This window comes from Paenibacillus sp. WC2504 (assembly GCF_052682475.1).
The window spans coordinates 5,913,304-5,937,201 of the sequence record NZ_JBQZFH010000001.1; the positions used below are offsets into that span (position 1 = coordinate 5,913,304).

Consider the following 23,898-nt stretch of genomic DNA (forward strand, 5'->3'; position numbering starts at 1 on the left):
CCCTTTCTATTAAATAATGGCAGAATCCCTAACCTCTAACGATTAGGGATTCCTTGTCTAATACGTTAATTTAGAAGTCGTATTGATCCACATTATCCTTGGTGAAATCGGTTGGCTGTCCCATGATAAGGACTTTCCCTTGGATAGATACTTTACCTACATTTGGAATGTCTTGTCCATCTGTCAGCGTTTTACCATCTAGTAGATCTTTCGCAGCAGCTACAGTTAAATAGCCCAGTTTTTTCGGACTCCATAACGTGGCCGTTTGAGCCGAATTATCTTTCAAATACGGTTTCATTAGGTTCGGTGTGGACAAACCAACGACTTTAATTTGACCATTCTTGTTCGCCTTTTTCACAGCTTCTGCAGCACCAGGCACAGCCGCTGAGCTGTTCCCGATGATTCCTTTCAGATTCGGGTACGCAGAGATCAGATTTTGCGCTTGCGTGAGCGCTTTTTGCTGGTCATCATCGCACGGCACTACGGAGTCTAACTTCATTTTTGGATACTTTTCAGCCGCTTGTTTCTTCATATAATCCATCCAAGTATTCAGGTTCCCAGCTGTCAGAGACCCTGTAATGATTGCAAACTCGCCTTCTTCACCCATTTGTTGCGCAAGTGTATCCATAATATGTCTACCCAAAGCTTCATCACTTGTTTGGCTGACGAACAGATCTCGTGAATCTGCTTGCGCATCTGCATCCCATGTTAATACTTTGATCCCTGCTGCTTGAGCCTTCTTGAGTACGGGAGCAATCGCTGTTGGATCATTAGCTGAAACGGCAATGGCGTCTACCTTTTTCGTAATCAAATCCTGAATAAACGTCGATTGTTGGGCGGCATCCGCTTGCGTTGGGCCTGTATAAATAACTTTGATTCCCAAATCCTTTCCCGCTTGTTCAGCGCCTGCTTGTGCAGAGTTAAAGTAAGGAATACCTACAAGCTTAGGTACTACAGCAACCGTAAATTCCTTCTTTGCAGCTGTGGTTGCAGTCGTTTTGTTATCCGTGGATGGGGAATTGGATGAAGTGAAGGAAGTGCTCCCTCCGTTTGAACATCCAGCCATGATGGACATAGCAAGAAAACTACATAAAACCGTACCTAGCATTTTTTTGGATTGCAACATTTTTTATTTCCTCCCTTTTAGTTCTAACACTTCTTCTATACAATTTAATTTTAATAGAGGTGGAGGCTCTTACATAGATATCCTTTTTTTAGATTACGGCTACATTCTTTGGCTCTTCCATAAAAATGACCCGTCTCATTGCACGCATGCAATGACGGGCCAATCATTATTTTAGTTGATGCTCCCTATAATCTGTTGGTGTGATTCCAAAATATTCTTTAAATAACTTGGTAAAATATTTTGGGTTCTGATAGCCAATTTTATTGGCAATCTCATTTAACTTCAAAATTCTATCCTTCAGAAGCTCGCGCGCTTTTTCCATCCGTATCCGAGTGACATAATTCAAAAAGTTTTCTCCGGTTTGTATCTTAAATAAATTACTGAAATAAGAGGGATTCAAGTATATTTCGCCCGCGACGACACTTAGCGTTAAATCTTCTGCCAAGTGCTGCTCGATATAGGTTTTTGCTTTTTCAACGGGTTCTTTTTCGCTTTGGAAGCGCAATGTTTTTAACTTTCCTGCAATCAGTAATAGAAAATGCACTAATTCTTCCTTTAGCTCCAAAACATCGGAAGACACTTGCATCTTTCTCCAAGTATTTTCGATATAGCTAGTGGACATGAGCTTTCCCATATCGCGATCTTCAAGCCGAATCTCATCAATAAGGATAGTTGCCCGCAGCATTAATGAAAGTACATTGGCAGGCAAATCACTTGAAGCCAAAGCATTTTTCTTCCAAATGGCAAATAAATCGTCTACGGTTGTTCGAATAACGTCTTCATTAATTAGGCGTACCACGTTAAAAAGCTTGTTCTCAAGATCCGATAGGCGCAAAGCTATACTTTTAGTCTCTTGCACATTTACCGAATTATAATTAGGCTGTTTTTCAAACCAATAAGATTTACCCCCACCTTCAAACAATCTTCGTTGCAGCGATGCTCTGGCTTCAGCTGCAGCTTGTCCTACGGTAGATATGTCTTCCAGTGCACTGCTTACTCCTAAGCTGACGGAAACCGGGATATATTGCCTAAAAACTTCTTCAACCTTTACCGTAAGCCGTTCACAGAATAGATCTACCTCTGAACAAGAGGCGTCTTCTAAATCCATTTCACCATCATGCTCATTTTGTTTATTATGGTTGATTAGGATCCACCCCCAACCGTCTAAACCGATCCAAGAGTGAAAAGAGATGCTTGATTCTACGTTTCCGCCAAATTCATTACATATTTCGCGTATAATTCCATTCATAACGTATTCAAATAATTCATAGTCTCTTTGCGAATAAGAATACGTACTATGGATTCGGTCAATAGAGGCGGCAATAAGTCGATATTGATACAAAGGATTAAGTAACCCTTGCCATTCTTTTACGTGAGGAAGTCTGCTTGCATAAAGAATAGAATTCAAAAAATTCCCCACCTGAAAGTCGACCTCTTTCTGAGACTTATTGTCGAGATCTTGCTGTAAAAACTGCTTTTTCCTGTGGGTTGTCACCACCACTATCATATTAAGTAATTGTTCACGAAACTGTTTTCTGTCAATCGGCTTTAAAATATAATCACTTACGCCGAGTTTTAAAGCACTTCTAGCATATTCAAATTCGTCATATCCGCTAATGACCATGCTAAAGATATTCGGACGAAGCCGTCTAGCTTCAACTAATAGTTCCAATCCATCCATTTCGGGCATGCGTATATCCGTAATAATTAAATCAACTTCCTGCATTTCAAGGCAAATTATTGCCTCTTTGGCAGAGGAGCAGGTACCTATAACTTGAAAAGCCGCATCTGCCTGTTCGACCAGCCTCGCAATACCTGTACGAATTAATTCTTCATCATCTACAATTAGTACACGTAAAGACATCACTTTGAACATCCTTTCCTGCTTATTTGGATTGTTCTGTTATATATGGAATGCGCACTTTAATTGATGTCCCTGCCCCTTCAATACTTGTAACAGTCAAGCCATAATCAATTCCGTATAACAATTGGATCCGGCTGTGCACATTTAGTAATCCAATACCATACCTTTGATCGGTTTGCTGTTCACCCTGAAGTTTCCCTTGGAGCTTTTGCAGTTTTTCCCACGATATCCCATTCCCATTATCTTGAACTAATAATTGAATACCATCGTCAATTTTGCAGATTGTGACCATAATCTGAGTAGGCATATTCGTTTTTTCAACAACATGGCGTATCGCATTTTCAACGAGGGGTTGTAAAATAAATTTAGGAGTAAAGAAATGAACAGTATTCGGATCCATATCGATCACATATTGACATCTTTTTCCGTATCTCATTTTTTGAATATAAAGATAATCAGTTATATGCTTTACCTCATCTCCTATATTCACGATATCCCCTCTTCTTGCAGTAAATCTCAGCATATGGCATAACGCCGAAATCATGGTAGAAGCCGTTTCACCATCGTCATTCTCGATAACCATTTGGATAGATTCCAATGTATTATATAAAAAGTGAGGATTGATTTGGCTTTGCAAGGCAATTAACTCGGCTTCCTTTTGTCTTAATTCTTCCTGATAGACCCTTTTTACAAGTGCCTGAATTCGTTCAACCATATGATTAAAACTGTTTCCCAGTTCCCCAATTTCATCCGTTTGATGAACGGGAATCGACACATGGAAGTTGCCCTTTTCTACTTCTCGCATTAACAGCTGAAGAGAGCGAATAGGACTAGTCACCGTTTGTGAAAGAAATATTGAAATGAGAGCGGATACAATTAAACAAATAGTGAAGATCGCTATTGTAAAATTACGTATCCCTATCGTTTCTTTCATGAGTTCCTTTATTGGATTAATAGTGGCCAAAGTCCAATTGGTGTATTCAGATTTATCAGCGCTGACCATCATTCTTTCATTATTTATTTTGAATTCCGAAGTACCTTTAGAAAGCTTTATATCAGACGTTCCAACTTTACTGATGAATTCATTGTAACTATTAAATACCGTCTGTCCTGCCTCATTATTTAGAAGAACCATGCCATTTTTTGCAATCGGAATTCGGTTACAGATTTTGGATATTTCATCCAAACTTACAATGAGCAGCACCGTACAAAGAGGATTCATGTTTTCTGCATCATATAATTGTTTGTATATGGAAATATAAGGCTGATTGTTCTCGAATACGAGCTTAAGTCTTTCAGGAGGAACAAACAATAAATTGCCTTGTAAGTCCATTTCTTGCTGAAAGGGATTTTTCTCTTGCATAAAGGCGTTTCCCTGAAAATTCAATCGTGAGCTTGAGTACACACGATTCTTCGTTTGTATAAACACAGCAATGACATCTTGGTGCCCACCATTCACAATGTTATTAGCCAGATATGATTGAACTGCAAACGCCTCTTGTTCTTTAATAGAAACTCTGTCCGGCTCATTTTTCCTGAGAATAGCCATAACCTCACCTGATCTTGTTACAACATCAGGAATGGATACAAGTTCTGACAAATACTTATCAATATTTGCATTAGCCTGGTTTAATATCGCAGGAACATACTCACCAACATTTCTTTCAATTGATTTTTCATATTGGTGATATGACAAATAACCTAATACGAACAAAGGCAAAGAAACAAGAAGCAGGTATGTGATAAATAACTTTGTCCGGAACCTAACTTGTAGTCTCCTCATTGTCGTACTCCTTGTCCAAATATAGAAAATCCCCTCATAATATGTAGTCTATTTATTCGGCAAAAGGAACAATTTTCCTGCATCCCCATATGTCGTTTACAATTTCCCCTTCTTATACACGCATACAAAAACGCCCGCAAGTTCAACCAAACTTGCGGCCGCTCTTTCACTTTTACGCCTCGCTATACGTTTAACCGATAATCCACTTCGCCAATGCAGCCAAGTCTAGGATGTCGATAACCCCATCGTTATTGATATCCGATTTCTTATACATATTCCAATTTGGATCCGTGGACATTTTTCCATAATAAGAAGCAATAATAGCTAAATCTCCTATACTAATTCTATTATCCCCATTCAAATCTCCCGGAGTCGAAACAAGGATGGATGAAATAAATAATTGAAGCGCACTAGTTAAATCTGATGTCGCTTGTTCCAACTGTTGCTGAGTAGTAGAAGCATTATTAACTATGGATTGAGCTTTATTGATTGCCGCTTGCAGCGTAGCTTTTGCTCCGACTGGATATTGACCTGGGTGTGTACCTTCCGTGGCTGTATCGTGTTTAGTTTGTGCATCTGTAATTAGAGCAACAAGTGTGTCTTTATTGATTGGACCTGCGATTTGCACACTATAGGCGGTACCTGCAATATTCTTCTCTGCACCTTTTCCATTCGCGAAAACAACGTCTGACAACGTTAACGTTGCTGGAGCGGAAGATGATGATTTCGCTCTCATATGAAACACCAGCAAATTACCGCTAGCACTATGATCTCCACCAATTATTGCGGATAGGATTCTAATCTTACCTGGATTTGTGGATACATCCGATATAGCTACAATTTCCAAATTAGTAAGTAATGAATCTGCTGATAAAAACTCCATTTGTGCCGGGTCATACGTTAAGGTTAAATCTTGTGCGTACACACTCTCAGTCACACCAGATAATTGGTAGGTGACATCAAACGACTGACCAGAAGTAACCGTCGATGGACCCACTAACATGGTTTGCTCTTCATCATTATTGTCTGATACTTGACTTTCAATCTGATACTCACCAACTGCTACTCCATTTAAGTACACGTATTTCCCATCAGTCGAGGCATCCTTGACGCCTGCGTCGGATTGGAGATGGCCGTTGTACCAAATAAGTTTGCCGTTCATGTGAATGATTGAATTACTCCCCGATACTGGAACAGCAATGGTTCCTGTAGTTCCAACAGGCGATTGAACATTCATCACGAACTGGTGAGAACTCGAATCCTGCCCCCACTTGACCGAGAGAGGACCATACTCCGTCGGCACTTGACCTTCTGCCCATTCAAGATTGCCGCTATGGGGTTGAACGATCCAGGTCTTATAGCCAGGGTCAACAGGACCCACTCCGAGAACATATTGAGATAGCGCAAAGGTAGGGGTCGTCGCCCAACCGTGCGCAAGACTGGTATCCGCTGTAGGTTCTCCGCTCACCCCTACATTTTCCCATAGCGCCCCGGTATAATAAGGTCCCTCTACAACCATCTGCACCCACATGCTGTTAAGCAGGCGCATTGCATTATCTGTGTCATTAACGGACAAGCGTGCCAGCAATTCAAATCCAGAGACATATGGGCTGATTATGTTTGAAAGCCCTGTATTGGACGAGAAAGGATGTGGCCCCTGCGCAGTCCACAAGGTCTTCTTCATAGTTTCCAGCATTTCAGGCACGTGATTCTTTGGTGCAATATCAAACAAAATTGCAAAAGCATTCGCATCCTGCCCAATTGTTCCGCGAATTTCTGTGCTCACATCATAAACACCTGTCGTCGGATTAAACAAGTTTGTGTTGATTGCCTTCTTGAGGGTTGCTGCTTGGTCTGTATACTGTTCGGCGAGTTCCGTATGCCCTAGCGCTTTCGCCATTGATGCACCATCCAACAGCGTCTGATAATACAGCGCATTAAAGGCCGTAACTCCTCCTTTTTTGGGTCCATCGTAATAGTCCCAATCATTTCCGTTGCTTTGATCTGTAATAAACAATCCTTGGTTGTTGACCTGTGATGCGCTCCAAGCGAGTTCTCGTTGAACAACAGGCCATTCCTGCTCCAAGAACGTTTTATCACCTGTGTATAGATAATATTCAGCCAAATCTCTTACAAAGTACATCGAATACGAGGCGGAATACGCATACATTGTAGTGCTGTTGAGAGGTCCTGTGTGCAAAGGCACCTGCGGCGCAATAGCACCAGGTAGGTATCCGTTCGCCCCTTGGTAACTGCCAAACAACTCCAGTGAATCCCGCATATACTCATTTGCAGCAGTTGTTACAAAGACAGTTGGCCCCAAGGTACTTAAATCTCCAGACCAAATAGCACGATCGCGCTTGGCACCATCCACTAATAACGAGAGCGTGTTCTCTCCATTGTTGTTAGGTATGCTAAAGTCATTTAACGCAGAAGAATCGCCAAAAGAATTTTCATACAGAACTGCTCCTGCCAAATCAGTAACCTTTAAATCCTTGAATTTGGCCTTTTCCCCAGAGAACTCTCTGAAGCCGAACGTCCCAGTCTGCAAATTTGGCATACCTGACGGTAAAGTCGTTGTATCAAAACTCGCCACCTTTTGCCCATTGATATACGTAGTCACGGTATTCCCTTGAACAACCGACTCTACATCATAGTAAACCCCAGGTGTCAGACTGTAAGGCATCTGAACATTACCAATCACTTGATAGCCGGTTGAAGTATAAACCACCTGTTGCAAAGTATTGGGGGTACCCACTGTGTCATTGGAAGCATTCAAAATGAACAAATAGTAAGATTCCGGAGCTGCCCGTAAAACCCAGCCAGATTGGTTCTGATCGATTGCCGTTCGGAAACTGACTCTATAGTCCGACCAATTACTGCCGATTTTCAGATATCCAGGTCCTGCACTCGTTCCTCCAGTCGTCAACGTGTTGTCCTCAATTGTCCATATGGGTGGTTCTGCCGTTCCAGGTCGTACTTGGTTGAGTTGAGCGGTATATGCTCCTGCGTACCATATCCGATTAAGTTGGTCGGAACTAGAAATAAAATAACCTTTATAATCATTCGCATTGGCGAGATAAGGTTCGAAGTAAATCCCAACAGAACTGAGTGAAACGCTTCCAGGAGAAGTTAATGTAATTTCTTCATAGCGTTGCCCACCCTGAATGTACTGGTTAGTGACCGTGCCTGGGCCAGTAATCGTATAAGTATCATACCGTTTAGGATCACCGCTTGCCCATGGAGAACCGCCATCTCCAGTGGGGCTTATAAACTTTTCAGACTCACTATATCCAGCTTGCAAGGTCGGTGAACCCGTAGCTGCGGTTACTTGGAACTTTGGCACCCCACCTACATCTTTACCGTAATCCATAATAATTGTGGGATTTGGACCACCCGGTAACATTGTTAACGTCGTCACACCTGTTCCGGAGTTTACTAGAGCTTGGGGATTGGTTACATCACCGGAAATGCTTACAACTTTCACAGGATGAACATCCCTTGACGTAGGAGCCTGCACATATTTTTGCCAGTTTGGATTCGAGGGCCATAGATTCGTTTGCATGGTTTGTGTAGTTTGTGCAGAAGCCGTATGCCCGCTCAGTCCTAGTATGGATAAAAACACTAACACTGAAGTAAGCAAGTTAAGCTTTTTTGAGATCTTCAAGTTTGTTTTCCTCCTATAATAAATATTAGATTGATTGGCGGAATAAACCGGAGTTAACAGTAATATCGCCACCCTCGATTTTTGGAATTTTAATGATAGCGTTCTCTTTTTAAACTATGATTCTTTTTGCAATTCCTCCTCTCTCGAATAACTTTCTTCCAAGTAATTAAATTATAAATGAATGGTTTTATCACTGAATAGGGATACAATCTTTGGAATAGGTGTCTATTCTTTATCTATTGATTCACTATGTATCTATCGAAAACAAGTGGAAATATCCCTAATAACGATGCAAATCAATCGCTCGATTAGGGATATTATTAGACTGTAATTAACAGCATCTTAACCGGATAGGTCCAAATAAACCATAAGGAATAAAATCATATTGCTCTGCGCTCGGCTGCCCCACTTTAGGCGCTTGCTTCCAACAACTTGGCCTCGCTAATGTCATCGTTCCAAACCCAAAGTGGAGCAGGTCTGTACATCGCGGGCGGGTTTTGAAACATCGCTTCATCCTCTCGCATCACAGTATTCCCCCTTCTCGTTCAACCTTTTGAACCGATTCCAATTCATCACAACATCAGTTGGTGCTGATAACGTTCTCGATATTCTGTTGGTGTACAGCCAACCCATTTCTTGTAAGACGAGCCCTAAATACCTCATCAAGCTGTGATGACATGCCAGATAACTCACGAATATGCTCATGGACCGTAGACACGCCAATCGTAATTGGATAGCGTACATGTTGCTGAATCATATAGTGCTTCTCGGCCATTTTTACATCGGCCAATCACGTTGTCACTTGTACCCATCTGCGCAATTAAAAAAGACAGACCCTGTCGAATCAACTTTTCATCATCAACAATAATGATATTCACATCGGTTCCTCCTGTCCTCTTGTCATTGGCAGCTTTAGAGTTACAATCACTATATTCGGTGTTCATACTGAACCATATGATCCATTGTAGTTATTTCTTTTCCTCAATTTCTTCTTTAAATAGAATACCTAAACTTCCCCATTGCAACCTCCAAATAGAACACCATTCGTTAAATCGCAATTTTGAAACAGTTCCCCAACTCCTTATCCAAAATTGAGCATCAAAAATAAACGATAAGATCGAATAGGAAACGATACATAATACCTGCATAACGATGTAGTTCTATTCTCCAAATAACTTGCCTATCCCATTATCGTGTACACAACAATAATATCAACATACTCAGAACCAAAAAATGCATAAAAAAGGATGAATGTGAAAGAATAGGATAATTAGTTATAGGGGGCATCCTATGTCAAAAAAATTTTGGTTGAAGAAGATGTTTGGTAAGACACAAGCCAAATCTACTGCTCATCTACCTAGGGAACAGAGCAGTAACCCTAACAATGAACCACTTGAGGTTGCGGAGTGTATTGATATTAGCAAGCGGTTGGAGTGGTTTCAGCAAAACCTTTCCAACTCGTCCGATGTCCAGTACCACAAGTTTGTAGCAGGACCAGAAGTAAGATGTTCTCTGATTTATCTAAAAGGCATGATTGATCATAAAACTGTTGAAAAAAGCGTTCTCGGAGTCATAACAACACTAGACGCCAGCATGTCTATTGAACAATTTATTAGCCTAATTATGGACAAAAAGCATTTGCCTATATCCGAGCAAAGTATTCAATATACTTTGAAAGAAGCTCTTCGAAAGCTTTTAAACCGGGATGCCTTACTCCTGATCGACGGCGATCCGAGAATACTTGCTATTTCAGTGGTTTCCTTTACAAAAAGAGCTATTGAAGAACCAAAAAATGAAACCGTTATTCGTGGACCACGAGAAGCATTTCTGGAGGATCTAGAGACGAACCTAACCTTGCTGCGCCGACGAATGAAATCTCCCTCTTTTAAAGTGGAAATGATGCATATAGGTACAGAAACGAGTACTTCCGTTGCGATAACATATTTGCATGGAAAATGCAGTCAACAGTTGGTCGAAGAAATGAAGAGGCGTTTGTCCTCTATAGATATCGACGGCATACTAGCGACAAGCTACATTGAAGAATGTATCGAAGATAATCCCTATTCTCCCTTCCCTCAATTGCAATTAACAGAACGGCCCGATGTCGTTAACGCTGCATTGTTGGAAGGACGTATTGGTGTCTTGGTAGATGGAACTCCAATTGCGCTTATTGCACCTACAACGATTTTTATGCTCATGCAGGCAGCAGAAGATTATTACCATCGATATATAGCCGCAAGTTGGATTCGTTATATTCGATATTTCTTTCTATTCGTCTCTTTGTTACTACCATCCGCATACATAGCTATCACAACATTTCATCCCGAAATCCTTCCCGAGAGACTGCTAATAACTTTGGCATCTTCAAGAGAGGTAGTGCCGTTCAACTCATTTTTCGAAGCGTTTATGATGGAACTTTCATTTGAAGCACTACGGGAGGCATCTGTCCGAATTCCGAAAACGATCGGGCAATCTGTTTCGATCATTGGAGCCTTAATTATTGGTACAGCAGCAGTTGAAGCCGGTATTGCATCCGCAGCAATGGTCATCATCGTTTCGCTAACCGGAATCTCATCATTTATCATCCCACATTTTGAACTTGGATTTTCATTTCGAATGTTAAGATTTCCAATAATGATTCTCGCTGGCATTCTAGGCTTATACGGTATCGCCTGTGCTATGATTTTGATTTATCTGCATTTGTTGGAATTGCGTTCTTTCGGTGTTCCCTATCTGGCTCCGGTTGCTCCGCTTGTCCCAAATGACCTTAAGGATACGTTAGGAAGAGCACCTTGGTGGAAGTTAACCACCCGAACGAGTTTATTTGGCTTGAGCCAAGGTGGTATACGACAGCCGACCAACTCCCGAAAATGGGCTCAATCCTTAGAAGATAATCACCTCGAGGAGGAATAACAAACTTCCCATGATACGAAGACTTATTAAACTTCTTGTTATTAGCCTTTCATTTAGTCTAAGCGGTTGTTGGTCCTCTATCGAGATTAATCAACGGTCTTTTGCAAGATTTATGTTCATCGATAAATCAGATATAGGAGTGGAATTAACCCTGGGATTTCCGCTCCCCAATCGTATGGTTACTAGTAAAGCTGGAGGAGAAAATAGTTCCCCTCCATTTACATATGTCACAAAGTCAAGTGAAGATATTAGTAGAGCTTACAGTAAAATTCTGTCCGACTTACCCCGTCGGGTTACCTTCGGGCAAATGCGTAATATCTTTATCAGCAAACAATTAGCTACTGAGGTAGGATTGGAACCGTTTATCGATTTTTTGTCCCGGCAACCAGCCCTCCATCTGAATGTTAATTTATTTGTAGTTGATGGTAATAGTAAAGAGGTTGGTTCCATTCCCATGGTCTTCGAACGATTCCTGACAGATATCCTGTTATCGTACACCAAAGAAAAGATCGTACATGCAGTTACAATTAAGAATATGTTGACATCCATTTATCGCAAAGGTGACTTTGCCTTACCGATACTGTTCATTGGCAAAGCAGGCGTGGAATTTGAGAAGGAGGGGGCACAATGGATGGGGACTAGCGGGATGGCTATTTTCAGAAATGCCAAAATGGTGGGCACCTTTGATATGAAGGAAACCAAAGGTGCCCGATGGCTTTTTGATGACGTCTATCACGCTCAATATAGGGTCATTTCTCCAACTGACGGAAAGTTAGTTACCTTGATGGTGCGAAGCTCTAATACGAAGATAGTACCAAGTATTAATAGCGATCATATTCAAATGAACATCCTATGCCGCGGCGACGCTACTGTGATGTCATCGGAGTCTAATATCGATTTAACGAATCCTCGGGAGCTTAAATCGCTTGAACAAAGCTTTGAATCATTGCTTGAAGGAATTATAACAAAAACCATTATAAAGTCAAAAGCGATGAAATCTGACGTGTTTCAACTTGGTCAATTAATAAAGTGGCGATATCCTAACGAATGGAACTCTGTAGAGGACAACTGGCGAAACACGTATGAATCAAAAATAGTCATCGATCAACAAGTAGACATATCCATTAAACGGATAGGGGCCGTGCAGAAACCTGAATGGAATCGATTTCTTCATCAAGATGAGGAACACCAATGATGATAATCGTACTCATTTTTTGTGCAATAGGTTACTTGGAATGGAGGTATCTAAAGCGCAATAACCGAAGCACAAAAACCTTCGGTATAGTGCTGGCTTACGTTTTCTTCATTATGCTATTTCTATTAGTCCTATATCTATTCAGGAATAGCTGGACGGTTTTCAATTTTATGAAAGCCGTTTTCTACCCGTTACAAAAAATCATTTTCTTGGAAGATTAAAGGAGTAAAGCATTGAATAATAAAATTACACCCTCGCAAGTTTATATGTTCTTTTCGCAGGTTTCGTATGCGACAGCGATCGGCATCTTTGTAAGACAGATCATTAAACAAGCCCAATTCTCAGCCTGGATTTCCATCATCTTAGGAGGGCTTGTCGGTCTAGTTATCTCTTACTGCGCTTACTTCCTTTGCATAAGAAGGCCTACACTTTTTTTCGGTCAGTATGGTAAAGATATTATGGGTAAGTGGATTCATTATCCATTATTTGCGACTGTCATCCTCGCCAATTTAATTTGCGGAGCTATGGTCTTAAGGTATTTATTAGATTTTATTGGCGAAATTTATTTGCCGGGCACACCGAATTGGGTCATTGGCAGTGTATTCACTTTCTGCTTAGCTCGAGCCGTACGCTCCGGAGCCATCACTTTATTTCGGAGTGCACAGGGGTTGTTTTTTTTCAGTATAATTGCCATTTTGATTTTACCATTTATCCCTATAAAGGATTTGAACTTCGATATGGCTGTTGCATTTATACACAATATTAATATGCCAGGTTCATGGAATGGAGGTTTGATCATGGGAGGATTAATCGGGGAGATGAGTAACATTGTTTATTTCTTTCCATATATGATACAACCAGGTAAGTTAATGAAATCATTCAGTTGGGCGACCATCACAGTTGTTTTCATTACGCTCAGCGATGTGATTTCGACCATCTTACTTTTCGGTCCAGAGTTAACTGAAAACCTGAGTTCGCCTACCCTTGAAGTCATTCGCTATACACGATCAGGATCTTTTTTGGAGAATCTCGATCCTCTGTTACTCATATTTTGGATATACAGTATGTTTCTAAAAGTAAGTCTCTTTTTGTACGTAGCCGTTAGCAGTCTAACGCATACATTCGGTCTGAAAGATCACAAACCATTTACTTATGCCACAGCCACTTTCATGGCTGGTATTGCGTTATTTGCTTTCCAATCTACAACCGTTCTTGTGGATGTAATGAATTATGGTGCTGCCGCTCTACTCTTGTTCTTGGATACTATTCCTTCTCTCTATTTGATGGTTGATCTGCTTCGCTCATTATTAAATAAAAGGAATGCCCCTACAAATCCTTTACCTAATAAATGATTGCTGCTTCTTTATGAGAATTTAAAGTAATTCAGCTTTCTGATATAGTTCAGCCTTTTGTTCTTTCGATGACATTGACGCCTTTTTTCATGAAAGTTGCAGCAACTGGAAAGGCCTCATAGAGAGGTCCGGAATGCAACATATTGCAATGGGCACAATAATAAATAATCATTTTTGCCTTCGACCTCCTCCATCATCTTTGGTGTATATAATAAATTTTTTTCATAAAGTTACATCTGGTAGCGTTTTCAATAAATAAGGATTTTGTCATATTAAAAATTCGGGTTGCATTCCAAGGTTTTAAGCATCTCAAGTATGCTGATTCCATCGCAAGCTCTTGAGAAGATGGGGTACAACGGCGAGCCGATTCAAATGTACATCTACAGCAAAAACAGTGAAGATGCCCAGCGGATTGGTGCGCAGTGCGCCAAAGCCGGAATTCGCATCGAGCTCACCACCCGAAGCATGGGGGAAATGATGCAGATGATTCACGAAGCCGATCTCATTTTTTATCACATTTGCCTGGAGAGTGAGTACGATCTTCATATTATTCAGACGCTGAATCTCCTAATATTTTCCTTATATTGTAACATAAACTAGCACCTGAATCGCACTGCGTTATCCTGCCCGTTCGTTTAACGACCACGTGAAAAACATTTACTAATCCAACCTATAACTCCACCGCGATTATGCACCTATGTTTGTGTCGTCGGACACCTAGACGGGTTGGCAAGGCGCAAAAAACAAAAAAAGGCTTGGCGCAGTCGCCAACCCTCTTCACTATACATTGACCGATTAGAAGCCCTGCTCCAGATCCCAGCTCATGTAGTTCTGCGTAGGACCAAAGTTCGCATCGAAACCGTACGCATCGAAATGCACCTTGCCGCTCTCGTATACCTTTGCTGTTACATAGGAATAGTAACGATCCGTATCCTTACCGGTCGGCTTCACGGCTTCAAATGGCGAACCACCGGAGCCTACAATGATTTGGTACGCGGAGCCGTTATTCGGACGGCTGATATCCGTTATATGTTCATGACCGCTCAGGTACGTCGCTTTATTATCTTCAATCACCTTCCAGAACGCATCCGCAGCAGATTTATCTGCGTCAAGGCCCCCCGGTTCTGTAATTGAAGGATCATAGATATACGTGTAAGCCATTTTATGGCCAAATACAAAGTTGTGCTTCATACCACGAGCTTTGGCAGCTGCCAGGTCTTTAGCCAACCACTCAGTTGGAGCATGCGAATCGTTTCCTGTCGGATCTGTATTGATGATGGCGAAGTGCGATCCTCGGTAGTCGAACGAATAATCGAGCTGCTTTTGGTTTGTGGAAATTTTGTCTACATCCCCGATTTGCGGAAAATTGTTCGGATCGAAGCCAGCGATGTTGTCACCGAGGATTTGCGAAAACCGCTGCGAATCAACGATAATGTCGCCCATGTTATCACGCCAGGTGTTCTCGTTTGACTCTGTAGCTTTTTTCACCGTTTTTCCATTATCATCCTTGTACTTGTCCTGCATCTCATGATTGCCAGGCACAGGGAATACGTACATGCCGTGCTCGAAGGCCGTTCCAACCACACCGCGCCAGTAGGCGTACTGACGGTTCAAGTAATTGACGTCGGAGTTTTTCGAGTATCCCAAAATCATATCGCCGTTAAAGAGCAGCATGTTCGATTTCTTGGCCTCCATCTCATCAGTCATGCGGGTCAGTACTTTTGTATTGACCATCCACTTCAGATCCTGTGCGGAAGCTCCAGGATAGCCGTCTTCGATGCGGCAGTCACCCACAGAGGAGAACGTGAACAACAGCTTGTCGCTACCCTTGAGAGCATCCTGAATCTGCTTCAGAGTCGCAGGAGAAATTTGCGTCGCTCCGTTCATAACGTAGGGTGCTTTATCCAGCTTAACCGCTTGACCTTTGATCGTCGCATCAGTCGAACCCACCTTGAGGCTGGCTTTGCTGCCGGCCACGTCAACGATAATCATCTGGGTATCATATGCCCAGCCTAACGTGCCGTTCATACTTTCCATTGCCGAACGGAGTGCAATATCAGTGTCTGCGGCACTTATGGCGGAAGCTCCTCCGGCCAGCATAGCGGTCATGACTGAAGCCGCTCCAATCCGCTTCAACATCTTCTTCATCGAATCTCTCCTTAAAATATTTAAATGCATAGTTTCTACTATATATGAGTTATGTAAAATACGTTTTTATGCTATTTTAAAAATTTGTTAATGTTTTCATAATGCACTCGTATATTTGCTATACAATAAATCTGAAATGGTTAACAGCTTTAAAACACTTTGACGTGGAAAAGCCTGTTGAAACCCAATATCTGAGACTTGAATCTAACCTTAGAGTCCCCCTAAATCTCATCAAAAAAAAGTGGATATTTCCGTTCATCAGAAGCGGATGTCCACATATGATTTGTAACAAAATATGAAAATATAGTAGAATCATAGGCTCGTCAACGAAACATGTAAATTAATATTACATTGTATATGTATGTTCGCCCCTTCAGGAACTCCGACCCAGCATATCCGAATCGGAACTTTTCAACTAAACTGCTCGTACTTCAACAAAAAAGGAACAGTTACCAGCACGAGGCAATCTGCTCCATATTTGAACCAACAGTTAATGTATTAACCTTTATATTCACTATCCTTCTTCATGCCTTTATAGAGGCTTATCGGCAGCGCGATTATTAAGAAAATTAATGTCGGGATCATTAACCATAATATTGCGCCTCCTTCAGCTAACAGGCTAAACCAAAACCCGAAGTAAATATTTACTATAAATAATGGATAATTTAAGCTCCTCAAAAAATTACCTCACTTGTAACGATTGCTTCTTAATTAATGCTGTTTTTCTTCCGTCCGGAAAACACAAAGAATAGTGTCCCGTTATAGTTCCTGTGCACCATTTCATTGAAGTAAACCTGCTTGTTTCAGGTACTCTTCAGCTACTCGGCCTGCGGACATTTGTTGAACGTTAACTTGATAATTCATTTTGCGCATTTCATCGTCGGTAATTTTATCGCCTAGCTTATTGAGAATTCGTTCAAGCTCCGGATGTTTTTTCAACGTTTCGTACTTCATGAGCGATGCACCCTGGTAAGGCGGGAAAAGTTTTTTATCATCATCAAGAACAGTCAATTGATACTGCTGGATCTCGCTATCAGTTGAATACGCATCAACGAGATTAATGTCTCCAGTTTGGATTGCCGTGTAACGCAACTTCGGTTCCATCGTTTTAATATTAGCAAAATGAAGCCCGTACAATTTCTCAATGCCACGATACCCATCTTCTCGATCGGAAAACTCCAACGTCATGCCTGCGCGTATTTCCCCAGAAACTCGATTTAAATCGGATATGGACTTGAGTTGCTTTTCTTCAGCCATTTGCTTTGGAACGGCCAAAGCATATGTATTATTATACTTCATTGGATGCAGAAGGATCATATTGCTCTTATGATAAATACCTGCTCGGGCCTGCTCATATACTTTTGAACTCTCCGTACTAACGGCATTCTCTTTAAGAAAAGTTGAAACGATTGTCCCCGTAAACTCCGGGTAGATATCAATCGCCCCGGAATTAAGTGCTTCGAAAACAAACGTTGTTTTCCCTAAACCAGGTTTCAATTGAACTTTTAGGTTTGACTCTTGTTCTATAAGTAGTTTGTACATGTTGATTAGTATTTCTGGCTCAGCACCTATCTTAGCACCAATCACAATCACTCCTCCGGTAGTCCCCCGTAGCAGTTGAACTAGTATAAGAATTGTGCATATAAGGCCAACACCAACATAAAAACGTAATTGAATTAGCGAGGTACGCCCGGCGAAACGCAACAGGGAATCAGACGAAATAGCCAGCAAAGCAACAGGTACAGCACCAAGGATTATCAGATCATGGTTGTTCCTATCGATTCCTAGTAAGATTAAATTGCCTAATCCTCCTGCTCCAACAAGCGCTGCAAGTGTTGTTGTACCTATAACAAGTACCGTTGCCGTGCGAATGCCGGACATAATAAACGGAAGCGCAAGCGGGAGTTCAACTCGCCAAAGTCGTTGCCAACCATTCATTCCCATGGCATCGGCTGCCTCAATTAAATTTCGATCAATTTGTTGAATACCTGTGTACGTATTGCGCAAAATCGGCAATAAAGAATAAATAACGATTGCAATAATAGCTGGTTTTTTACCAATCCCAACGAAAGGAATAAGTAATCCTAACAAAGCTAAGGAAGGGATTGTTTGCAGCACTGCCGATACTCCAATTATTCCTTCAGCCCAGCGTGGATGTCTTGTGCCGTAAATGGCAATGGGAATAGCTATAACAACTGCAGTAATCAGAGCAATAAACGAGATTTGGATATGTTCACCTATGGCTACAAATAGCTCAGATTTGTGTTCCATAAAAGCTTGATACAACGCATTCATTTATTCAACCCTTCTTCCCTGCAGCCATTATCAAAAGTCGAACCAACAAATTCCTTCACAAAATTAGTAGATGGATTCTCTATAAGTTCCTTAGCAGAGCCTACTTGAACGACATTACCAGCTTGCATTAAACAGATACGGTCTCCAAGTAGAACAGCTTCTTGTATATCATGGGTGACAAACAAAATTGTTTTAGAAATTGTTTTTTTTAATACAACCAAATCCTGCTGCAATTGGTCGCGGCTAATTGGGTCCAGCGCGCTGAACGGCTCATCCATCAGGACAATATCTGGATTAGCAGCGAGTGCTCGAACCACGCCTACTCTCTGTTGTTGTCCGCCAGAAAGTTCAGCAGGTCGTCTATTTCTATAGGTAAATGGGTCTAATCCAACCATTTCAAGCAGTTCATTTACTCGTATATGAATGGCTTTTGTACTCCATCCACGCAGTTCAGGAACGATCGAAATATTTTTCTCTATTGTCATATGAGGAAAAAGGGCTATAGACTGCAGCACATATCCGATATTACAGCGTAGTTCATGGATGTTGTAATCTCTGATAGATTTATTATTAAGGAATATTTCACCTGATGTCGGTTCAATCAGTCGATTCACCATTTTCAGCATTGTTGTTTTCCCAGAACCGCTAGGCCCAATAAGAACAAAAAACTCTCCTTTTTCTATATGCAGATCAACTCCTTGCAAAGCAGAAGTCCGTTCGGAATATTGCTTAGATACTTGCTCGAAGCGAATCATGTACTTCCTCCTATTTGACTAATCCAATTACACAGTATGCTTTCTATTTGTTAAATTTATGTACTATACATTGCATATCAAAAGGGAATCGTCATGTATTATTTGTTTTAATAACAAAAATTATGCCATGTTTATACGAATATCAATCAAATAAGCGACCTCCCCTCGACTGATATTCGAGAAAAGATCGCCATTTAGCATGCATGCACATTAACTAACATAAAACAAAAAGATTTACCTTTAGATTTCCAGAGATGAAATGCTTATTTTAGTACTACCTAGGGATATTTTCAATAGCTTATTACATACACCGACTTGATAGATAATTCCTTCTTTCCAATGAAAAGCAGTTGTAAAAATTATCTCATTTTGAATAAGAGGTCCGGAATGCAACATATTGCAATGGGCACAATAATAACTAATCATTTTTGCCTTCGACCTCCTCCATTAGTCTAGATAGTAGGCTGTTCTTAAAATAAAACCAAATTTTATTCGTAGGCTGATCATAACCTTGAAACAAAATTAGTTGGAGTTCTCTTTTCCATTTTAATATCTAATATCTCATGGATATCATCTTTGGTGTAAGTAATATAAGTATTTTCATAGAGTTATTCTGGTAGCGTTTTCAATAAATGAATAAATTCTTAATCTAAATTTTGTAGAAAAACCTCTGACCACTTATTTGCCTCTATTAACGTCAGTCAGATTCAGTAATCTTTGCGATCTCTTAACAAATGTACATAAGAATAAGCACTAATATTGACTTTGTCATGGTTATTTTCTTCTCACTTGGTTAACATATTGATAGTTTGAATGATCGAGCTTGTACTACTCTTCTCTAGGCACTAATGATATTATGAATCATATGAAGTAATGTGAAAAGTACACACTTTTTTGTTATATAGTAACCAAATAGTTACAATTAAAATGGGTAGGTGTTATATCAAATATGAAAACATATTATTGCGACTTAGAGATTTCATTGGAGGTTATTGGAGGTAAGTGGAAGGGACTTATTTTGTACCATTTAATAAAGGGGCCAAAACGAACAAGCGAGTTAAAAAAACTTGTTCAAAGCATTTCTCAAAAAATGCTAATTCAAACACTTCGCGAATTAGAGACTGACGGACTCATTCACAGGGAGACGTATAAACAAGTACCTCCTAAAGTTGAATATTCAACTACTGAACTTGGTCAGTCGCTCGAACCTATGCTGAGAGCACTTTGCTCCTGGGGTGGCGATTATGCAGAAAAAACATTCTCTGAGGGTGAGTATCAAATTTTATCCGTAGAATAATGTTAATTCAGTTTCAAATATCTCTATTGGAATATAGATTCAATTCATTTTAATGGGTATTCATAATAGTTGAACTTTTTATAACTTAAAATGCAGTCCTGTGAACACTATTTTTGGTGTTTACAGGACTGTTTAAATTCATGCTGTCACAGCAATTTTAAGAAAGTAATCAAATAAAATATTATAAGTTGAACTACCATCTTAATTCTTATTTAAATTCAAAATTTGAACCTCACCCTTAGCAAAGGTTTCTTCAACATAATTCTGCCCCCATTGGCAAAGCAATCTCAATGCAGGCTCAAGTGATTGTCCGAGTTCTGTTACAGAATATTCGACTCTAGGAGGGACTTGTTGGTAAATCGTCCGAGTAATAATTCTATCTGTTACTAATTCTCGAAGTGTTTGGATGAGCATTTTTTGAGTAATACCTTGAACTCGTCGCTTAATTCACTCGTTCGTTTGGGAACTTTCGTCAAATGATAAAAAATTTGCGTTTTCCATTTTCCCCTGAGTATTTGCATTGCCACTTCAATGTCACAATAATATCATGATTTTTTTGCCTTCACTTTCTGATTCAAACGAAGGCTCAAGAAGGTTACAATTGAAGCAGCTAATGCAAAGATTCCTCCCACCCATGAGACATGAATTAGTCCCACGTTAGTAACAATCAAACCACCAATAGCAGATCCGATAGCAATACCAAAATTTATGGATACAGGGTTTAATGATGCTGCTAAATCCCTTGCTGCTGGAAAATGCTTCTCTGCTAACTCAACAAAATAAATTTGACTTGTAGATCCTTGGACAAAATGGCAAATTCACTGGTCCCCAATACAAAGGTTAATAAAAACAAACTAAATATCAAAATTTTCTGTTGTTTAGATAATTCACTTTTATTCATTATTTACTCCCCCAATCATATTATTGAATATTCTTCGTACCCCGGTGTTTTTGCGCCCCCTATAATCTGTTAAGAACATCTTACAAACGACATTATGAATTAAAAGTAACAATAGTAAAAGTACCCACTTATTTGTTATATAGTAACTTATAAGTAATTATTGTATTAATGAGTAAGCTAAATCCTTGTATATCGCGGTTTTCACATTTTCAGGTTAAATATTGAAAAGTTCCATTGACAGAGGAAACATAAAAAACTGCTAAACCTCATTTTAACGGGCTAATGCTTCCTTGATTTTATTAAGATCAAAAAAATCAAAAGTTTGTACCTATCGTGCAGATAGATAAACCTGCATGTTTGACTTACATTCCCTTGACAGTATTCTGCAAAAAAAAGTGCTGCCTCCTCAAGGATTTTGAGTGACAGCACCTTCTTGAATAACTATCTGAATTTTTTATTGATTTATATTCTTTTCTTAATACTGACCTGCTCCTCCGTCTACAAACAAATCGATCCCGTTAACGTATGCACTGTCGTCCGAAGAAAGAAATTTCACTACCTTAGCAATATCTTCCGGTGTTCCAACCCTGCCTCTGAATTACTGGAAAGATTAGCATTAGGATCTGTACATGAACGTGTACTATATTTGCTACTACGGCTTTCTAGTCAATTCGGCATCCCTGAGGAGCAATTTGTTAAAATCGATCTCCCTCTAACCCGCATGGAATTAGCTCATATGATTGGAGCTACAAGAGAATCCGTGAAAAAAATCCTAGTAGATATAAAGAAAGCTAAAGAAAGTTTGGAACTAGACAACTAGTAAAATGAATGAGGAGCAATTCGCTTAGGAATACTCCTCATTTTCATTCGACGTTCTCAATTATAATGTATCGAGATATTCGCGCACTTGCGTAGGAGTCTTTGCAAATTTACTGTGTAAATGTCCAATTTTCTCTCCATTTTTAAATACTAATAAACTAGGAATCCCGCGTACATCATTTTCTTCGGCTATTTGTTGAAACTCTTCAGCATCAATTGCAAAGAAATCCTTATCCGTTTGCCCTTCAATAATATCCCCAATAAAACGATCCATGTTTTTACAGTCAGGGCACCAGGTTGTATCAAATTTCATAACTGTAAAAGCATCTCTTGCAATAAGTTCTTGATACTGATCTTTTGATTGTATTCTATCCATGTCTATATTCTCCTCATATATATTATTTAATTAATTGAAATAAATCATTTAGAGATTCGCTCATCGTGGGATGTGTGAAGATGTGATCTCTTAAATAAGTGTAGGGTTGACCTGTTTCCATGGCTATCTGAACAATATTAATCATTTCATGTGATTCTGAACAAAACAATGAACAGCCGAGTATCTTGTCTGTTTTCGCATCAACGATTGCTTTTAACAGCCCGTCCGTTTCTTCCGTCAACTTTGCACGTGGTATTGCTGCGGCAGGCATTGTGGCCACTTTTATTTCATAACCCTTAGCAAGTGCCTCATCTTCGCTTAACCCCACACGGGATAAAGGAGGGTCAATAAATACGGAATATGGCACATAAAGCCGGTCTTCCGTTGTTCTTTGCTTTGAGCCATACAAGTTATCTAATATAATACGTTGATCGTCCAACGAAATGTAGGTGAATTGTAATCCGCCAACAACATCCCCCATGGCATAAATGTGAGGTATTGTCGTTTGTAATCGCTCGTCAACCTTGATAGCTCCTCGATCAGAAACAGCTATGCCTGCCTCTTGAAGCTGCAAGCCTTCCGTGTTTGGCTTTCTTCCAGCGGCGATTAAAACAGCATCTGCGTAAAGTTCATGAATGGTATTGTCCTGATCTCGGTAAGTTACAACCACTCCATGCTCTACATCACGAACAGATTGTATTTCAGTACCAAACTTAAATTGGACTCCTCTTTTCTCAAGAGTTGATTGAACCATACCCGCAATGTCTCGATCTTCCCTTGAGAGAAATTCACTGTGTTTATCCAAAACAACAATTTCTGAACCAAAATTCGCGTAGATCGATGAAAATTCCAATCCGATGTAACCAGCTCCAAGAACAACCATCTTTTTAGGCAGATTAGTTAATTCCAGTAGGGATGTACTTGTGTACACATGTTGACTACTAGAAATCCCTTCAATAGCAGGGATAATGGTTGAAGCTCCAGTATTTATATAAATCTTCTCACCGTAAATCGATGTAAGCTCTTCGCCGCCTTGAATTACAATTTCATGTGATGATTCAAATTTTGCCTTACCCGTATAAATCGTTACCATATCAAGATTGTCAAGGTTATCAAAATTCTTTTGACGAAGGCCAGATACCAAGGTAGTTTTTTTATCTATAGCTAGTCGATAGGCTGCGGATTTTTGATCAAAATCTTTTAAATTCATGAGTTGTGACTGCTTAGAATAATGAACTAATGCTTTTGTTGGAATACAACCGATATTAATGCATGTACCTCCATACATTAGTTCTGATTGTTCAATGATGGCTACTTTCTGACCTTTCTTAGCTAATGCAGCAGCCAGTGTTTTACCACCTTTTCCGAACCCGATAATAATGGCATCATATTGTATCATTTCACACA

15 protein-coding genes and 3 pseudogenes are annotated in these 23,898 nt (G+C 40.1%); 6 read left to right on the forward strand and 12 right to left on the reverse strand.

The annotated features are described in order from the left end of the window. Positions 1–70 precede the first annotated feature (70 nt). The 5 genes from ACUN27_RS26570 to ACUN27_RS26590 form a co-directional block, all read right to left on the reverse strand. Entirely contained in the window at positions 71–1,126 is a 1,056-nt protein-coding gene (locus tag ACUN27_RS26570; RefSeq protein ID WP_315954762.1) for an autoinducer 2 ABC transporter substrate-binding protein, read from the reverse strand. Positions 1,127–1,292: 166 nt separating this feature from the next. Then, positions 1,293–2,990, reverse strand: a complete 1,698-nt coding sequence (locus ACUN27_RS26575; RefSeq protein WP_445559806.1) for a response regulator transcription factor — start codon at positions 2,988–2,990, stop codon at positions 1,293–1,295. 22 nt (positions 2,991–3,012) lie between these two features. Continuing rightward, positions 3,013–4,773 (reverse strand): sensor histidine kinase, encoded by a 1,761-nt coding sequence (locus ACUN27_RS26580; RefSeq protein ID WP_315954765.1) that lies wholly within the window; start codon positions 4,771–4,773, stop codon positions 3,013–3,015. 190 nt (positions 4,774–4,963) lie between these two features. Further along, positions 4,964–8,440, reverse strand: coding sequence for an alpha-L-rhamnosidase-related protein (locus ACUN27_RS26585; protein ID WP_445559807.1), 3,477 nt, complete (start codon positions 8,438–8,440; stop codon positions 4,964–4,966). 580 nt (positions 8,441–9,020) lie between these two features. Then, the gene (locus tag ACUN27_RS26590; protein WP_315954767.1) at positions 9,021–9,230 is read right to left on the reverse strand and encodes a hypothetical protein; all 210 of its coding nucleotides are present in this window, start codon (positions 9,228–9,230) and stop codon (positions 9,021–9,023) included. 500 nt (positions 9,231–9,730) lie between these two features. Here ACUN27_RS26590 and ACUN27_RS26595 point away from each other — a divergent pair, with 500 nt between their 5' ends. The 4 genes from ACUN27_RS26595 (at position 9,731) to ACUN27_RS26610 (ending at position 14,500) form a co-directional block, all read left to right on the forward strand. After that, positions 9,731–11,353: a spore germination protein gene (locus ACUN27_RS26595; protein ID WP_315954768.1), complete on the forward strand. Its 1,623-nt coding sequence runs from the start codon at positions 9,731–9,733 to the stop codon at positions 11,351–11,353. Positions 11,354–11,363: 10 nt separating this feature from the next. Next, positions 11,364–12,548, forward strand: a complete 1,185-nt coding sequence (locus tag ACUN27_RS26600; protein ID WP_445559808.1) for a Ger(x)C family spore germination protein — start codon at positions 11,364–11,366, stop codon at positions 12,546–12,548. A gap of 233 nt (positions 12,549–12,781) precedes the next feature. Beyond that, the gene (locus ACUN27_RS26605; protein ID WP_315954770.1) at positions 12,782–13,900 is read left to right on the forward strand and encodes a GerAB/ArcD/ProY family transporter; all 1,119 of its coding nucleotides are present in this window, start codon (positions 12,782–12,784) and stop codon (positions 13,898–13,900) included. Between the two features lie 315 nt (positions 13,901–14,215). Beyond that, a complete protein-coding gene (locus ACUN27_RS26610) occupies positions 14,216–14,500 on the forward strand; it encodes a hypothetical protein (RefSeq protein WP_445559809.1) in 285 nt (94 codons plus the stop codon). 195 nt (positions 14,501–14,695) lie between these two features. On the opposite strand, the gene ACUN27_RS26615 is transcribed toward ACUN27_RS26610, so the two are convergent. The 3 genes and pseudogenes from ACUN27_RS26615 to ACUN27_RS26625 all read right to left on the reverse strand — a co-directional run. Next, positions 14,696–16,048 (reverse strand): copper amine oxidase N-terminal domain-containing protein, encoded by a 1,353-nt coding sequence (locus ACUN27_RS26615; protein ID WP_315954772.1) that lies wholly within the window; start codon positions 16,046–16,048, stop codon positions 14,696–14,698. Between the two features lie 780 nt (positions 16,049–16,828). After that, complete coding sequence (locus ACUN27_RS26620; RefSeq protein WP_315954773.1) at positions 16,829–18,343, reverse strand: ABC transporter permease/substrate-binding protein; 1,515 nt, start codon at positions 18,341–18,343, stop codon at positions 16,829–16,831. Between the two features lie 38 nt (positions 18,344–18,381). Beyond that, positions 18,382–19,098, reverse strand: a pseudogene (locus ACUN27_RS26625) (ABC transporter ATP-binding protein); the annotation flags it as partial. A gap of 949 nt (positions 19,099–20,047) precedes the next feature. On the opposite strand from ACUN27_RS26625, the gene ACUN27_RS26630 reads away from it, so the two are divergent. Beyond that, positions 20,048–20,395 carry a winged helix-turn-helix transcriptional regulator gene (locus ACUN27_RS26630; protein ID WP_315954774.1) on the forward strand — a complete coding sequence of 116 codons (348 nt, stop codon included), beginning with the start codon at positions 20,048–20,050 and terminating at the stop codon, positions 20,393–20,395. A gap of 201 nt (positions 20,396–20,596) precedes the next feature. On the opposite strand, the pseudogene ACUN27_RS26635 reads toward ACUN27_RS26630, so the two are convergent. Continuing rightward, a pseudogene (locus ACUN27_RS26635) lies at positions 20,597–20,916 on the reverse strand (winged helix-turn-helix transcriptional regulator). A gap of 855 nt (positions 20,917–21,771) precedes the next feature. Then, positions 21,772–21,876, reverse strand: a pseudogene (locus ACUN27_RS26640) (SDR family oxidoreductase); the annotation flags it as partial. A 21-nt stretch (positions 21,877–21,897) separates the two neighbouring features. On the opposite strand from ACUN27_RS26640, the gene ACUN27_RS26645 reads away from it, so the two are divergent. Then, the gene (locus tag ACUN27_RS26645; protein ID WP_315954884.1) at positions 21,898–22,116 is read left to right on the forward strand and encodes a helix-turn-helix domain-containing protein; all 219 of its coding nucleotides are present in this window, start codon (positions 21,898–21,900) and stop codon (positions 22,114–22,116) included. A gap of 60 nt (positions 22,117–22,176) precedes the next feature. Here the strand turns inward: ACUN27_RS26645 and ACUN27_RS26650 are convergent, their stop codons facing one another. Together ACUN27_RS26650 and ACUN27_RS26655 are read right to left on the reverse strand one after the other, a co-directional pair. After that, positions 22,177–22,491 carry a thioredoxin family protein gene (locus ACUN27_RS26650; protein WP_315954775.1) on the reverse strand — a complete coding sequence of 105 codons (315 nt, stop codon included), beginning with the start codon at positions 22,489–22,491 and terminating at the stop codon, positions 22,177–22,179. Between the two features lie 22 nt (positions 22,492–22,513). Then, complete coding sequence (locus ACUN27_RS26655) at positions 22,514–23,890, reverse strand: FAD-dependent oxidoreductase (protein WP_315954776.1); 1,377 nt, start codon at positions 23,888–23,890, stop codon at positions 22,514–22,516. Positions 23,891–23,898: the final 8 nt, after the last annotated feature.

Coding starts and splice junctions, on each gene's coding strand:
- ACUN27_RS26570 (WP_315954762.1), bottom strand. CDS start 1,126: ATGTTGCAATCCAAAAAAATGCTAGGTACGGTTTTATGTAGTTTTCTT.
- ACUN27_RS26575 (WP_445559806.1), bottom strand. CDS start 2,990: ATGTCTTTACGTGTACTAATTGTAGATGATGAAGAATTAATTCGTACA.
- ACUN27_RS26580 (WP_315954765.1), bottom strand. CDS start 4,773: ATGAGGAGACTACAAGTTAGGTTCCGGACAAAGTTATTTATCACATAC.
- ACUN27_RS26595 (WP_315954768.1), top strand. CDS start 9,731: ATGTCAAAAAAATTTTGGTTGAAGAAGATGTTTGGTAAGACACAAGCC.
- ACUN27_RS26600 (WP_445559808.1), top strand. CDS start 11,364: ATGATACGAAGACTTATTAAACTTCTTGTTATTAGCCTTTCATTTAGT.
- ACUN27_RS26610 (WP_445559809.1), top strand. CDS start 14,216: ATGCTGATTCCATCGCAAGCTCTTGAGAAGATGGGGTACAACGGCGAG.
- ACUN27_RS26615 (WP_315954772.1), bottom strand. CDS start 16,048: ATGAAGAAGATGTTGAAGCGGATTGGAGCGGCTTCAGTCATGACCGCT.
- ACUN27_RS26620 (WP_315954773.1), bottom strand. CDS start 18,343: ATGAATGCGTTGTATCAAGCTTTTATGGAACACAAATCTGAGCTATTT.
- ACUN27_RS26630 (WP_315954774.1), top strand. CDS start 20,048: ATGAAAACATATTATTGCGACTTAGAGATTTCATTGGAGGTTATTGGA.
- ACUN27_RS26650 (WP_315954775.1), bottom strand. CDS start 22,491: ATGGATAGAATACAATCAAAAGATCAGTATCAAGAACTTATTGCAAGA.
- ACUN27_RS26655 (WP_315954776.1), bottom strand. CDS start 23,890: ATGATACAATATGATGCCATTATTATCGGGTTCGGAAAAGGTGGTAAA.